The 13,181-nt window shown below is 43.8% G+C and carries 14 protein-coding genes and 1 pseudogene; 4 read left to right on the top strand and 11 right to left on the bottom strand.

What is annotated here, in order from left to right; genetic code table 11:
• Positions 1–245: 245 nt before the first annotated feature.
• Entirely contained in the window at positions 246–1,085 is an 840-nt protein-coding gene (locus Q5741_RS00140; protein WP_305022016.1) for an SDR family NAD(P)-dependent oxidoreductase, read from the bottom strand.
• 195 nt (positions 1,086–1,280) lie between these two features.
• Between Q5741_RS00140 and Q5741_RS00135 the strand changes: the two genes are divergently transcribed.
• On the top strand, positions 1,281–2,180 hold the full coding sequence (locus tag Q5741_RS00135; RefSeq protein WP_305022015.1) for an AraC family transcriptional regulator: 900 nt from the start codon (positions 1,281–1,283) through the stop codon (positions 2,178–2,180).
• Between the two features lie 176 nt (positions 2,181–2,356).
• Here the strand turns inward: Q5741_RS00135 and Q5741_RS00130 are convergent.
• The 5 genes and pseudogenes from Q5741_RS00130 to Q5741_RS00110 all read right to left on the bottom strand — a co-directional run.
• Positions 2,357–2,446: pseudogene (locus tag Q5741_RS00130) on the bottom strand (transcriptional regulator); the annotation flags it as partial.
• A 154-nt stretch (positions 2,447–2,600) separates the two neighbouring features.
• Complete coding sequence (locus tag Q5741_RS00125) at positions 2,601–3,140, bottom strand: hypothetical protein (protein WP_305022014.1); 540 nt, start codon at positions 3,138–3,140, stop codon at positions 2,601–2,603.
• Between the two features lie 207 nt (positions 3,141–3,347).
• Positions 3,348–4,295, bottom strand: coding sequence for a DUF4097 family beta strand repeat-containing protein (locus Q5741_RS00120; RefSeq protein ID WP_305022013.1), 948 nt, complete (start codon positions 4,293–4,295; stop codon positions 3,348–3,350).
• A 127-nt stretch (positions 4,296–4,422) separates the two neighbouring features.
• Complete coding sequence (locus tag Q5741_RS00115; protein WP_305022012.1) at positions 4,423–5,016, bottom strand: TetR/AcrR family transcriptional regulator; 594 nt, start codon at positions 5,014–5,016, stop codon at positions 4,423–4,425.
• Between the two features lie 257 nt (positions 5,017–5,273).
• Positions 5,274–5,705: an Rrf2 family transcriptional regulator gene (locus Q5741_RS00110; protein WP_305022011.1), complete on the bottom strand. Its 432-nt coding sequence runs from the start codon at positions 5,703–5,705 to the stop codon at positions 5,274–5,276.
• A 187-nt stretch (positions 5,706–5,892) separates the two neighbouring features.
• Between Q5741_RS00110 and Q5741_RS00105 the strand changes: the two genes are divergently transcribed.
• A complete protein-coding gene (locus tag Q5741_RS00105; RefSeq protein ID WP_305022010.1) occupies positions 5,893–6,672 on the top strand; it encodes an alpha/beta fold hydrolase in 780 nt (259 codons plus the stop codon).
• A gap of 337 nt (positions 6,673–7,009) precedes the next feature.
• Here Q5741_RS00105 and Q5741_RS00100 read toward each other — a convergent pair whose 3' ends face one another.
• The gene (locus Q5741_RS00100; RefSeq protein ID WP_305022009.1) at positions 7,010–7,594 is read right to left on the bottom strand and encodes an NAD(P)H oxidoreductase; all 585 of its coding nucleotides are present in this window, start codon (positions 7,592–7,594) and stop codon (positions 7,010–7,012) included.
• 162 nt (positions 7,595–7,756) lie between these two features.
• On the opposite strand from Q5741_RS00100, the gene Q5741_RS00095 reads away from it, so the two are divergent.
• Positions 7,757–8,128, top strand: coding sequence for a winged helix-turn-helix transcriptional regulator (locus tag Q5741_RS00095; RefSeq protein WP_305022008.1), 372 nt, complete (start codon positions 7,757–7,759; stop codon positions 8,126–8,128).
• Positions 8,129–8,178: 50 nt separating this feature from the next.
• Here Q5741_RS00095 and Q5741_RS00090 read toward each other — a convergent pair whose 3' ends face one another.
• Genes Q5741_RS00090 through Q5741_RS00075 form a run of 4 tightly spaced genes read right to left on the bottom strand, consistent with a single transcriptional unit; the run spans position 8,179 to position 11,465 of the window.
• Complete coding sequence (locus Q5741_RS00090) at positions 8,179–8,877, bottom strand: hypothetical protein (protein ID WP_305022007.1); 699 nt, start codon at positions 8,875–8,877, stop codon at positions 8,179–8,181.
• Positions 8,870–9,793, bottom strand: coding sequence for an ATP-binding cassette domain-containing protein (locus Q5741_RS00085; protein ID WP_305022006.1), 924 nt, complete (start codon positions 9,791–9,793; stop codon positions 8,870–8,872). The genes Q5741_RS00090 and Q5741_RS00085 overlap by 8 nt, the downstream gene beginning before the upstream one ends.
• A gap of 17 nt (positions 9,794–9,810) precedes the next feature.
• On the bottom strand, positions 9,811–10,743 hold the full coding sequence (locus Q5741_RS00080; RefSeq protein ID WP_305022005.1) for a sensor histidine kinase: 933 nt from the start codon (positions 10,741–10,743) through the stop codon (positions 9,811–9,813).
• The gene (locus tag Q5741_RS00075; protein ID WP_305022004.1) at positions 10,740–11,465 is read right to left on the bottom strand and encodes a response regulator transcription factor; all 726 of its coding nucleotides are present in this window, start codon (positions 11,463–11,465) and stop codon (positions 10,740–10,742) included. Before Q5741_RS00075 ends, Q5741_RS00080 begins: the two co-directional genes overlap by 4 nt.
• Positions 11,466–11,643: 178 nt before the next feature.
• Between Q5741_RS00075 and Q5741_RS00070 the strand changes: the two genes are divergently transcribed.
• Positions 11,644–13,134, top strand: coding sequence for an amidohydrolase family protein (locus Q5741_RS00070; protein WP_305022003.1), 1,491 nt, complete (start codon positions 11,644–11,646; stop codon positions 13,132–13,134).
• The last annotated feature ends 47 nt before the right edge of the window (positions 13,135–13,181 follow it).

The raw sequence follows: 13,181 nt of genomic DNA, 5'->3' as shown, positions 1-13,181 counted from the left end.
TCCAAACAAAAAGGGGGAATTGTGTCACAAAAAAATGACACAATTCCCCCTCATAAATAAAAAGAAACCTTACAAAATAAGGATTTCTTAAAAGGGTTCCTTTGTGTCAATCTACACATTTAAATAATACTTTGCAAGTTCATGTTCTTGACTCAGGACATGAACTTGTACCGATTCATGTATTATGGAGTTCATTCTGGCCGGCTGTAGAATAGCTTTCCTTCTTCAAAGAATAGTGGTCCTGCTTATTCAAAATCAGTTCGGAAGCTGACGTCCTTGTTCGCTTCCAGTTCTTCGCGCAATTGAACCAACTTCTCAGACGCTCTCCGGTAAGCATCACTGCCCATGAACAATTGAGCCGGAGGGTTTGGCAACTCCGCCAGATCAATGAACACCTCTGCCGCTTTTTCAGGATCACCAAGTTGCTTTCCATCTTGCGCGACAAACTGGTTGTGCCCAGCATGAAGCTCGCTGTAATCCTCAATTTTATTGGCAGACAGAACCAGGGAATTCGCCTTATTGAACTCCGTTCTGAAGCCTCCGGGTGCTACTACCGTCACTTTGATCCCCAGAGATTTCACATCCTGGGCAAGCACCTCCGTCAATCCCATTAGTGAGAACTTTGTCGCTGCATACACGCTCCAGCCCATATGCGGAGCGAAGCCAGCGATAGACGCGATATTGAAAATGTGACCAGATCGCTGCTTCCGCATATAGGGCAGCACACTTTGAATGACATTAATTGGAGCAAATACGTTGACTTCAAAATTAGCCATGATTTCTTTCTCCGACAGTTCCTCAATCGCACCACCAATGCCATAGCCTGCATTGTTAACGGCCACATCTATTTGCCCGAAATGTTCATACGTTTTGTTCACGGAGGCCTTAATCGCATCGGCTCCGGTCAGATCAACCGCCAACGGCAGGAATTGTCCCTCTGGCACCTCACCCACGGCTTGCTTTAAATCTTCTATATTACGTGAAGTTGCAGCGACTCTATAGTTGAGCTCAATCAATTTTTTCACTAAGGACAGTCCCAGACCTTTCGAAGCCCCGGTCACATACCATACTTTATCATGTGTCATATTTTCCCCTCCTATGGATAATCATTATTGTGTTATCTGCGGTTGTCGCCGGTCTGTTGAAACAACCTTATTATGCTCCTGTCAGGCTTTATTCCGTTAGACTATTACTCGCACACTTTTGCCTATTATTCTCACCCCTCTTAACAAACACAGTTCAAAAAATTATAATGGAACACAGTTATGGGAGGGATTCACATGCTAGATGACGCTCAAAAAACATACTATAAACAATTGGAGCTTGCGCAACTCGTTGAGAAGTTCACAGGTGCAGATGGCGACCACGCTACTCTGATCCCCTCTTTGCATCTGGTTCGCGATTCCTACTCTGAGGTTCCGATATGCAGAATTCAAAAACCTTCGCTATGCATTGTTGCACAAGGCGAGAAGGTTATCATTCTCGCCGATGAGCACTACCGATACGGGGTGTCCGATTACCTCGCGGTGTCCTTGGATGTACCCATAACCGGCCGGGCCACTCAGCTCTCTCCTGAATCTCCCTACTTAGCGATTCGTCTAGATTTAGAGGCCAGCCAAATCTATCAGATCATGAAGGAGACTGAATTACTTCCCGATAGCACTAATAGATACCACAGAGGGCTATACGTAGGCAAAATGAATAATGCTCTTCTCGATGCAACAGTGAGACTAGTAGGCCTGTTAGAGACGCCGAAGGACATTCCGGCACTGGCGCCCCTCGTCATACGTGAGATTATTTACAGACTCCTTAGCGATAATCAAGGAGATGTGTTCAAGCAGATTGCTATGGCTGGAAGCAATTACGCCTCCATTGCAGAGGTGGTCGAGCGGATCAAAAGGGATTACAACCATCCGCTGCGCATCGAAGAATTAGCTGAGCAGGCGAACATGAGCTCCTCATCGTTATATCGTCACTTCAAAGAAGTGACTGCCATGACTCCGATACAGTATCAGAAGCAAATCCGATTGCAAGAAGCACGTCGTCGCCTGTTAACCGAATCTACCCACGTGGCAGATGTCGCTTTTGAGGTAGGTTACGAGAGCCATTCCCAATTTAGCCGGGAATATGCACGCCTGTTCGGCATCTCTCCAGTAAGCGATATCAAGCGGTTCAGCTAATAAGAACAAGCTTTTTCTAGACCTTCTAAGTGGCTACCCTCTTACCCAACGCATGAAGTCTCACATAATAGGGACGACGGCATCTACGATTTCAATTTCCAATACAATTCGAGATTAGCCGGACTTACAGTCGAGCATGAGGGTAGCTGATCTTCATTTCGTTTGTAGTACGTTTATTTGCCAATTCGCTCGGTTTGAATAAGTAGGGCTCGTTGAAGGATAGACAAATACTGCTAAGCTGTCTGCTGTGTTATATTCAATTTATCCTCCCGGGGAATTTATTTGGAAATTAGTTTACACAGAAATTTGGACAGCCCCGGAAAGAAACTGCATACAGCTGCTTTTCGTCCCCTGCTTTCAATTTACGTTTTCTCATGAGTTCAACACTGGGTGTAAAATTATAGGTTTCATCTGGAACAGCTAAAAGCTACCGTCTATGAACACATTCCATTGAAGTCGCGTTGCACGCTCCACACTGCCCGCTGCTGCGCAGAGACCGAGGGCGATGTTGAGCCACATCGGCAGAGAGATAGGCGAGTTGAAGGTTCCGATGTGCTGAGCTATCAAAGGTACCTGAGTGGTCAAATCGATGATCTGAGGGATGGCGAGAATCATAGGAACGATGAGCATGACTAGTGAAGTGAATCCGATCCATCGGCTCAACGACGGGTGCTCGCGATCAAGGCGAGCGCGCCTCCCTTCGGCGGAACTTTCGTCCGGGACAAGTTGTTGTACAACTCCTTCGTCGGTGACATAGTGGCAGCGTTTTAGGCCAAAAACCGTGGACGCTACTTCGATCGTTCCTCCAGCGACGGGGAAGGCCGCAGGGAGTTTAGACTCGGCATAATGTTTGCCATCAAGGTATAGATGGGCCTTGCCTTTACCATCATCCGCCAAAAACTGTTGCCAATACGAGACGTCGACGGCGAAGACCACTTGTCGGTCATCGTCAGTTGTCAACGGGAGGTAGAACAGAGCACGGGAGAGCGGCTGCCACCAGCGAAAGTCCTTTAAAGGACGCCCGTTCCCGGTTTTGACTCGTCGCGCGGCTTTACGTCGACTCCTCTTTGTGAACACTTCCACACCTTCCTTTTGTATTAAAATATAAAACCGAAGGATTAAGCCTCCCTCCACTCTTTCATTATAAGTTTTCTCTGCCTGACCCCTTTACCGGATCCGAATATCGCCCGAAGCTGCCCGTACCTTAATAATGTCGGTCGTCTCTTGAGGGGATTCGGGCGCCGTGATGTGTCCGGATGTGGTCTTTAGGTCAAAGAACCCTTTAAACTGCGGATCGGGGGACAAAGTAACATTCCCGGTACGGATGGAGATATCTAGGCTGTCCGAACGCAGTCCCGTCAGAGTAACGTTGCCGGAGACTGATTTAAACACGCCGTTTCCCGTGAACCGGTCAAACTTGATGTTGCCCGAATGCAGCGTGGTATTGGTCGAACCGTTGACATTCACAGCGGTAATGCTACCGGAAGTCGACTGCATTGTCAGGGAGCCTTTTACCCCATCCACCTTGATATCCCCCGAGTGCAATTGGATTTCCGTATCCGCCTGGATCCGCTCCGCCGTAATATTTCCGGATTTTGAAGTTAAACTCAACCGTCCTGCAGTGATAGCTTCCGCGCGCAGATTGCCGGAAGAAACGGACAAGTCGATCATTCCCGCCTTCAAGCCGGTAAAGCTGGTGTTGCCTGAGCTTGATGTAAAGCTGATCTGCTTCAGCTTGGTGTCATCCGCCAGCGCTACAATTATCCGTGTCTTGATAGACTTATAGTTGGGTGCGACTAATTTCACATCTTTCTGGAGCTGGAGATTAAGAGCATTCCCCGTGATCTCTATCTCTTTCAACTGATTAATCGTACTTTGCTGCAAATTTCCACTGATTTCCACGAAGTTGGTATCGTCGGGGCTGGCGATGAACTCCAAGTTCACGTCATATTCGCTGTTGATGACGAGCGCATTCAGCTCGTCGTGCACAAAAGTCCATTTCTGCTCGTGTGCGGGCAACTTGTCGACAACATTGAGTGGCTGACAACCTGTTCCAGCGAAGCTCAAAACGATCAACATGATTCCTATTAAACACAATTTTCTATTGTTCTTCACGATGAATTCTCCCCTTCAAGTGTCCTTTTTCATCGAGTTTGCTGAGTAGTAATAAACAAGCGGAGAAGCTCCTACTCCCTCCAAGGTTGAGTCACTACATAGCTTTTAAATCTGGACATTCATTTTTTTATTTGATCATTTTTATAATACTTTTTATTAATTTTTCACTGTATTCTTCAAGACTTAATTCGTTTTGAGGTAATGACCTAGCTCCTGCTATAGCGCCCCGAATGACAATAGCAATCACTTGAGAATCAAAGTCATCAAATTCTTTAGATTCTTTTCCTTTGTAAAGAATTTCCTTCAAGAGTGCGTCTAATTCGTCTTCTTCTTTTATTTCTGCCACATAATAAGGAACGTTGTCTAGTGTACGACCATTAAATATAATTTCAAGTAAAGCGTTGTTTTTTTCTTGATTCGTACCCTGATATGCCAAACTTGCCTCTATAAAAGTCATTAATTTCTCCATATAGGTCGTTTTCTGTTCTACTTTTTCCTTTATAAAGATTCGCTCTTGCTGAACCAAATACATTAAAGTATTTCTCATCAAATCTTCTTTACCAGAGAAATGATAAGATATAAGCCCAGTACTTATGTTTGCTTTGTTCGCTATTTTAGAAAGGCTCGTGCTGTGATATCCAATTTCTGATAAAACATCTATTGCAGCCTTCATAATTTGTTCTCTGCGTGCATCAGCTATCAAATATGGTTTGTGTTCCATTTATTCATCCACCTCTATATTATTGATTGTTTATATTTATTATTGATTGACCGTTATTTATTTTGAATGATCAATCAGTTTTATTGTAACACCTTTTTATTTCCTGTCAATATCTAGTAATCTAATCGAAACAAGTTCTTTTCCTTGTCTCAGGATACAAATTTGTACAATAAAAAAAAGCCGCTATATTGCGACTTTCAAACGGAAAATGCCTTGTCACTCGACAATTTAAGTGCAGACTCTCGGTCAGATGTTCTTTATTCGATCCCGAGTATCCCATTCTTAACCAGATAATCAATAGTAATACCGGATAACTCGTTCTCCATAGCCGTCTGGACTTTATTGTAAACTCCATCTAATAAAAACGGCATTTTACTTCCTACAGGGCAATTGGGGTTTGTTTCTCTATGAATGATAAATATATCTGGACTATCTTCCATAGTCGCACGATAAACATCTAACAACGTCATTTGATCGGCCTTTTGGGCCAGGCTTATTGCAGCATTAGTTCCAAGAGTAGATGTAATAAGACCCGCTTTAGTCAGTTTTCTCATAATTCTTCGAATCACTGCCGGATTAGCGTTTACACTCATGGCCAGTAATTCGGACGTAGTACGGCCTTCTTTATTAAATTCAAGAAAACATAAAATATGAACAGCTACCGAGAACTGTTGGCTTCTATTCCCCATTGTGCGAAGTCCCTCTTTCTTTTAAAAGCTTATTATTAGTGTATTAACTTTCAAAAAGCAAATCAAATTTATTTATATTACGCTAATTAACTTGACTTCCAAAGCATATAACTTTATGATATTATAAGTAACAGTAACTGTTACAGTTACTATTGAAGTTACTGATTATGCTGAAGGAGTGAATAATATGCAATCTCATGTTAACGGTGTCGAACTTTATCTTGACCAACAGGGACAAGGAGATACGGCTTTGGTGTTTATGCATTTTTACGGAGGGTCTTCACGAACCTGGACTAAAATTATTGACGGTCTGAAAGAAGAATACCATTGTATTGCTTATGACCACCGCGGATGGGGAAAATCAGATAAGTCGGCTGTTTCCTATACCATTAAGGATTTGGCCGACGATGCACAGGCACTGATTCAAGAGCTTGACCTTAAGCGTTATATCCTTATTGGTCATTCAATGGGTGGTAAAGCGGCACAGTTATTGGCTTCACGTAATCCCGTAGGTTTAGAGGGCTTGATCTTGGTGGCACCCTCTCCTCCAACTCCTCAAGACATGCCACAAGAAATAAGAAATGCAATGATTCATTTTTATGATCATCGTGAGGGAGCAGAAATTGCTCTTGGCAATATTACCTTGCTTCAGCTTGAAGAAAACATTCGTGAAATGGTACTCGAGGATATGCAAAATAGTGCTCCTTTGGCTCGTGCAGCGTGGCCTGAAACTGCAATGCTTGAAGATATTTCTGCAGAAGTTAAGAACATTGATGTCCCTACACTTGTTCTTGCCGGGGAATCTGACCCTGTAGATCGCTTGGAAACACTAAAAAGGGAATTGCTGCCTCGCATCCCACATGCTGAACTGCAAGTCATTCCCCTAACCGGCCATCTATCCCCCCTAGAGGCACCAAGTCATGTTTGTAAAGGAATTTCGGAATTTTTGGCCAAAATATCTTCATGACTATACTTACTTAAAGTCAGCAACCACAATAAAGAACTAGGACTTTAAAGGCTCCGCCAAAATTTTGATTTCCTAATCTGATAGGACAATCACCATTAGCAGTTACTCAATTTTATACACTATCTAGGAACATTAGCTAACAGGATAGCGACAGTCTAGGACAATACTTTATCGTCCTTAGCTGTCGCTGTTTTTCATCCGGAGTATCTTTCATTAGCAATGCCATACTGCAATGTTGAACATGGATGATCCGCCCTCTCCATTCCCTCTTGCTTGAATCAGGTGCAAATTCATATAATTAATTCCTTGGACAGACTCGGTAGAGTTCAGACTAAACTTAAGACTGCTGTTCCTTGGCATAATTCAGCCCTAAGTCATGAGCTTGGTTAAGCAGCATCTCATAATGCTTGGAATCGGAACCCAATGTCTCATATAAAAATTCGACTTTGGAATTGGGAACACCGCAATAATCTGCAATTCCCACATTAAGCAGATGAGTAATACTTTCATCATAATTACGCTTTTTCATCTGTTCTTTGGAAACACCTGCTAGACCAATCCACAAGACATGCTCATGATGAAGCTTATTCGAACCGTATGCAAACCCGTTGTTCCATACGCGGTCAATATATCCTTTGAGCATAGCTGGCAAATACCACCACCAAACTGGAAAAATAAATGTCAAGGCGTCGTTCTCTTTCAGTCGTCGTATTTCCATTTCCACCTCAGGAGAAAAGAGCTGTTCCGCTGCTGAAAAATCAGGTTCATCCTCTCCTTTAAGAACAGGGTCAAACCCAATTCCGTGTAAATCCAATATCTCATAGTCGTGGCCAGCCTCAGCAAGACCTTGTGCGAAACGATCGGCCACCTTAAAGGTAAGGGAATCTTTCCTCGGATGCGAAACAACAATTAATACTTTCATACTAGTATCTTCTCTCCTTTCTTATGATCAATGGCTGATGTTATTATAAACAATAATAAAAACAATTTGGAAGTACGCACTTTCAAGTTCTATAGGATAATTGAGGTGCCATAGGAACATGAAAGTGCCTTAGATTGGTACTCAAGAAACGAGGAATAAGAGATGACTGAAGAGAGGAAAAATAGCGTTGAAAAGAAGTACAAAGTTGGCGTGGAGGCGGCATTAGAGGTAATGGGGGGGAAATGGAAGCCTCTAATCATCTATCATTTGATGACGGGACGCAAACGGACGTCTGAGTTTCGACGGTTAATCCCCGGCATTACACAAAAAATGCTTACCACTCAACTAAGAGGCCTTGAAAAGGATCAGATTATCGCAAGAAAGGTTTATAAAGAGATCCCACCTAAAGTAGAGTATGAGTTAACTTCCTACGGCTGGGGGTTAAAGCCCGCGCTAGACCTATTATGCTATTGGGGAGAGGATCACCTGGAAAGAGTTCACGGTGACAAATCCAAGGTTTTGGAAGATTTTTAAGGCTAACTTATATTTGATCCAATCTCGTTTGACTTCTCTTTTCACAGCCTCTATTTAACGTCCTTTTTCTCAAGTCGTAGCATCGATAGCCAGGAAGCCAACAAGCCAGCGGCTCCAAGCAACAAGTGAACCTCGATCGTAGAGTTCAAGGATAGTAAAGGTCCGTTGAAGCCAGAACACACAATAAGAACCAGAATAACGGAGGAACCCATTGTCATTGTAATCGAATGCTTAAACATGCCGAAGGCCAACGGAATCAGGGCCATTGCGGCAGCTGACAAGGAGCTGACGATGTACTTCATGATCATCCCTCTTATCTGTTCCCCTGTCAGTGAATCTGAAATAAAGGGATAAACATCATTCATGGCGACGAAAATCGAACTGATCAGTATGTTAGTAAATAGGATCATGGCGAACGTAAAAAAGTAGATAATAACTAATTTGGCAGTGATGAACTTGTAGCGCTTAATTGGATATGTAAAAAGAAAGCCCAGTTTTTTATTCCTATATTCCCCAACAATCATTCTGGAGAGCAGTGCCCCGGCGAATATAATGAAGATGGCCTTGACGAAGGTATCAATTAGTGTAAACGATGCGTGAAAAGTGGAGTACACATAATCCACGGCTCCATGGTCTGTAACGCCTAGCAGGACCAAAAACAGAAGGAGCGCCAGATCTATCATGGCTGCATAACCAATATAACGAGCGAATCGTTGTTTGCGTAGTTCTAGCGAGATCAGTTTAAACAAAGTTACGATCCCCCTTCATCAAGTTCATGAAGTACTCCTCCAAAGAGTGAACTCGTTTGAAGAACGACTCAATCGCGACATCGTGTCGGACAAGATCTGCAATAAGAATCGATGGACGCACATCCTGGTCGTATATCCTTATCGTTTGCTCGTTGACCAGCTTATAATTACTTAACCCGAGCAAATGCTCTATGACGTAGACCGCCTTACGAATGTCTGTTGGACAAAGTTCGATATATTCATGGTGTTGTTCACGTATTCGTTCCATCGCGACTTCCTCAATCAGTCGTCCTCCCTGAATAACGCCCACCGTATCAGCAATCTGCTCGATCTCTCCAAGATGGTGACTTGAGATGAGCAGTGTGATCCTGTGTTCGGAGCTGAGCCTCTTGAAAAGATCGCGCAGCTCCATGATGCCAGCCGGATCCAGGCCGTTAATTGGCTCGTCCAGAATAAGCAGCTCTGGTGTCGTGATCATAGCGCGGGCGATGCCAAGGCGCTGCCTCATTCCGAAGGAAAATTCCCCAACTGGCATCCTGCCTATATCCTTCAACCCCACCTGTTCCATCATCGTACCAATAACTTTTTTATCTGAAAAACCCATATACTCACAATGGATATCCATATTGTCCCATGCAGTTAAATCATCATAGAAAAGTGGATACTCAATAATGCTCCCTATGCGTTTCAGTATCTCATACGTAGAGGGTGACAGTTTCTCTCCAAAAAGTTCAATTTCACCCTTATTCGGTTTAACTAGGTTGACTAGCATTCTCATTAACGTTGTTTTGCCTGACCTGTTGTGCCCAAGTAAACCATAGATCTCGCCCTGCCTGATGTTCATGGAGACGTCGGATACCGCCTCGATCGCCCCGTAAGTCTTTGTTAATCCAATCGTACGTGCTATATACGTCAAAGCTCTTATCTCCTTCGCTAGTTGGTATTCAGGACAACTGTGAATTCCGTCCGCTTATTGGGTATGCTATTCAATCCGATCGTGCCTCCCATACGCTCAACAAGCCGCTTGGTGATGGTAAGACCAAGTCCGCTGCCTTGGTAGAGACGATTACGCGAATCCTCAAGGGTATACATCCGTTCAAAGACCCGATGATGCTCTTGCTCTGGAATGCCTTTGCCTTTATCCCACACCTGAATGGCAACTTTTCCTGAATTTAACGCTTCGAGCGTCAACCCTAACAACTTGCCATCCGCTCCGTATTTCATTGCATTCATAATCAAGTTATCCAGAACGCGCTCCAGAGCCTCTGTATGAGCCATTACATACATGTCAACGTCTGGTATGGCTACCTCCAGCTTCATTCCCTGGCTTGTTAACAAGTCGTAGAAAGATAACAGCTTCAAGCGACAGAGTTCGCTAACATTGACTTTGCTCAGCACCATCTCGATATCGCCCGCCTCTAGTTTAGCCAGGTCAAAAAAAGAACGTACGAGATTGAGCACCTCCTGTGCTTTATCATAAATATTAGACGTCATTGCTTCTCTCTCATGTTCAGTCAATTCACGATCATGAAGAAGAATTTCACTATAGCCCAATACCACCGTTAACGGTGTTTTTAGATCATGGGAAATATTGGATAACATACGGCGGATCTCGATTTCCAGCTTGGCATAGCGTGCTCCAGCACGGTGCGAGTGATCGAGCAGTTGATTTATATTCCTCAGCAGCTGTCCTATCTGCTTATCATAGTCAAATATCAGTAATCGTTCATTCGTGCCTGTATTTATGATCGAGTTCAATTTATCGTGAATATAGGCGAGCTGGCGGCTTCGCTTGCGATAGCGCATGAGCAAAACGATTACGGCCATTCCTAGCAAAATACTTACAGCTGCAAGGCACCAGATCATGGCCAATCTGCCTCCAGCTTATACCCAAGGCCCCACAAAGTCTTAATATATTGGGGGTCAGACGGATTCGCTTCCAGCTTCTCTCGCAACCGCCGCATGTGTACGTTAATGATGTTATCGTCGCCGTAAAAAGTGTTGTTCCAGACCGATGCGTAGATTTGTGCTTTTGTATACACTCTACCCGGTTGCTTGGCGAGCAGCCTTAGGATGCCAAATTCAGTGGACGTCAACTTCACAGGCTGGCCATCTCTTTGAACATCATAGGTCTCCAAGTTGATGACGATACCTCCAACCCGTATTACTTCATCCCGTTCTAGCGAAACTGCAGCCTGTCCTAATGAAACCATATAATTGGAGCGGCGTATGACTGCTCTTACGCGAGCAGTCAGTTCAATTAGAGAGAAAGGTTTGGTTACATAATCGTCTGCACCTAATTCAAGGGCAAGTGCCTTGTCAGCTTCATTGTCTTTCGCCGACAGAATAAGGACAGGAACTAAACTCATACTCCTGATCGCCCGCAGTACCTCTAAACCACTTTTGTACGGCAGCATGAGATCCAGAATGACCAGACTGTACTTAGCAGGCTCTGCTGCGAAGAGACGCTCCGCCTCCATCCCATCATATGCATAAGTGATAAGGTATCCCTCCTTCTCCATATATGGTCCTAGCATTCTACTTATAGATTGATCATCCTCGATCAGCATAATGTGTTTACCAGACATGTCTTACCCCCGACATCATTTTGGGTTTATTAACTCATAAATTTTATGTGGTGGCAACCCGCCTGAATTCATTCTAATAGACTGTAAGCTTTTCGTAAGGTTTCATTAATAAAAAAGCAGGATTTACACTCTACAATGAAATTATATCAACTAAGATTTATATTAAGGGGAGAACAAAATGAGTTTAATTAGAAGAAAGCGTTGCTTTAAAAAATCGTTAGCAGGAGTAATGGCATTAATGATCGTATTAACAGGATGTGTTAATTCCAATTCTGCAAACAAAGATCATGAGTCCAAGCAAATGCTAGTAATTCAGCATGCCACAATCGTAGACGTGAAATCTGGGAAGTTAACTAAAGATCAGACCATTACCATTACGGATAATAAGATCAGTCACATTGGTAGCAGTGATGAAACAGACATTCCTGATTACGCGAAGGTCAGAGATGCTAAGGGACAATACGTCATTCCTGGCCTGTGGGATATGCATGTTCACCTTGAGGAGAATTACAAAAATGCCTTTCCACTCTTGCTGGCGAACGGAGTGACTGGAGTTCGAGAGATGGGGGCGGCATTCAAAAACATCGACCAGTGGAACACGAGCATACAGGCCGGTATGGTAGCCCCGCGCCTTCTCTATGCAGGTATGACCTTGAATGGAGGACCGGCCGATGATGCCCCACATATGCGATACTTAAAAACAGAGGAAGAAGCCCGGGAAGCTGTACGTCTTAATGCAGAAAAAGGAGCTAGTCATATAAAGGTATACTCCTGGTTGCCGCGTCCTCTTTTCCTGGCAGTCATGGACGAAGCCAAAAAGTTTAACTTGCCAGTAGTCGGCCATTTGCCAGTTGAAGTACGAGCCAGTGAGGCTATTCAACTAGGTTTCAAGAGTATCGAACATATGCACGGTTTGTTTATTGCTACCTCAAGCATGGAGGATGAGATTTTCAAAACGGCTGACATGAGCGATTTGCTGGGTTATTCTACAGCAGAAATAAAAGCCTCCAGTAACTATGATCCTAAAAAGGCCGAAAAGTTATTTCGTTCACTAAAAGAAAAAGGAGTCTGGCCTGTTCCTACACTTACTGCTTATTTAAATATGGCCAAAACGGAAATCGACTCACGATCCAAATACGTACCGACAGCTGTGCAAGAAAGCTGGGCTGAGATCATTCGAGCGACTCCTCCCGAGCAAACAGAATTAGTGCACGTTATTAATTCCCTGAACCCGACCATGGTCCAAAAGTTGAACGATGCGGGAGTACCCATGCTTGCGGGAACTGATTCCAGTTACGAATTGACTAACATGATTTACGGTGTTACTTTGCACGACGAACTCAAATTGCTAGTTCAAAGCGGCCTCACTCCCTTGCAAGCCTTACAGACCGCAACATTGAACCCTGCGAAATATTTAAAAAGAGAGCAGGATCTAGGAACTGTGGAAGTAGGGAAGCTTGCCGATCTCGTGCTGCTTAACAAAAACCCGCTGGAGGACATAAATAATACAACAACTATCTCCGCGGTGGTCTTAGACGGGAAGTTGATGGAAAAGCAGACTTTGGACCAAGCAGTCAAAACATACCCAGTAGTAAAGGTTGCTGATATTAAAGTCAAACCGACAGATCCTAATGCAGCCTCCAACAAAATAATTCTTCACAATCATTAGTATTACCGGCCTTTCCGTGACTGGATAGGAAATGGAAAGATCATATT

Origin of the sequence: Paenibacillus lacisoli, from assembly GCF_030580655.1 — a bacterium.
Taxonomy (GTDB): Bacteria; Bacillota; Bacilli; order Paenibacillales; family Paenibacillaceae; genus Paenibacillus; species Paenibacillus lacisoli.
This window is presented reverse-complemented; position numbering and strand designations above follow the sequence as displayed.

What these genes read in the sequence shown, in the direction of transcription:
- Q5741_RS00100 (WP_305022009.1), bottom strand. Translation starts at nt 7,594, where the DNA reads ATGAAAGTATTAATTGTTGTTTCGCATCCGAGGAAAGATTCCCTTACC.
- Q5741_RS00095 (WP_305022008.1), top strand. Translation starts at nt 7,757, where the DNA reads ATGACTGAAGAGAGGAAAAATAGCGTTGAAAAGAAGTACAAAGTTGGC.
- Q5741_RS00075 (WP_305022004.1), bottom strand. Translation starts at nt 11,465, where the DNA reads ATGTCTGGTAAACACATTATGCTGATCGAGGATGATCAATCTATAAGT.
- Q5741_RS00110 (WP_305022011.1), bottom strand. Translation starts at nt 5,705, where the DNA reads ATGGGGAATAGAAGCCAACAGTTCTCGGTAGCTGTTCATATTTTATGT.
- Q5741_RS00140 (WP_305022016.1), bottom strand. Translation starts at nt 1,085, where the DNA reads ATGACACATGATAAAGTATGGTATGTGACCGGGGCTTCGAAAGGTCTG.
- Q5741_RS00115 (WP_305022012.1), bottom strand. Translation starts at nt 5,016, where the DNA reads ATGGAACACAAACCATATTTGATAGCTGATGCACGCAGAGAACAAATT.
- Q5741_RS00135 (WP_305022015.1), top strand. Translation starts at nt 1,281, where the DNA reads ATGCTAGATGACGCTCAAAAAACATACTATAAACAATTGGAGCTTGCG.
- Q5741_RS00080 (WP_305022005.1), bottom strand. Translation starts at nt 10,743, where the DNA reads ATGATCTGGTGCCTTGCAGCTGTAAGTATTTTGCTAGGAATGGCCGTA.
- Q5741_RS00070 (WP_305022003.1), top strand. Translation starts at nt 11,644, where the DNA reads ATGAGTTTAATTAGAAGAAAGCGTTGCTTTAAAAAATCGTTAGCAGGA.
- Q5741_RS00105 (WP_305022010.1), top strand. Translation starts at nt 5,893, where the DNA reads ATGCAATCTCATGTTAACGGTGTCGAACTTTATCTTGACCAACAGGGA.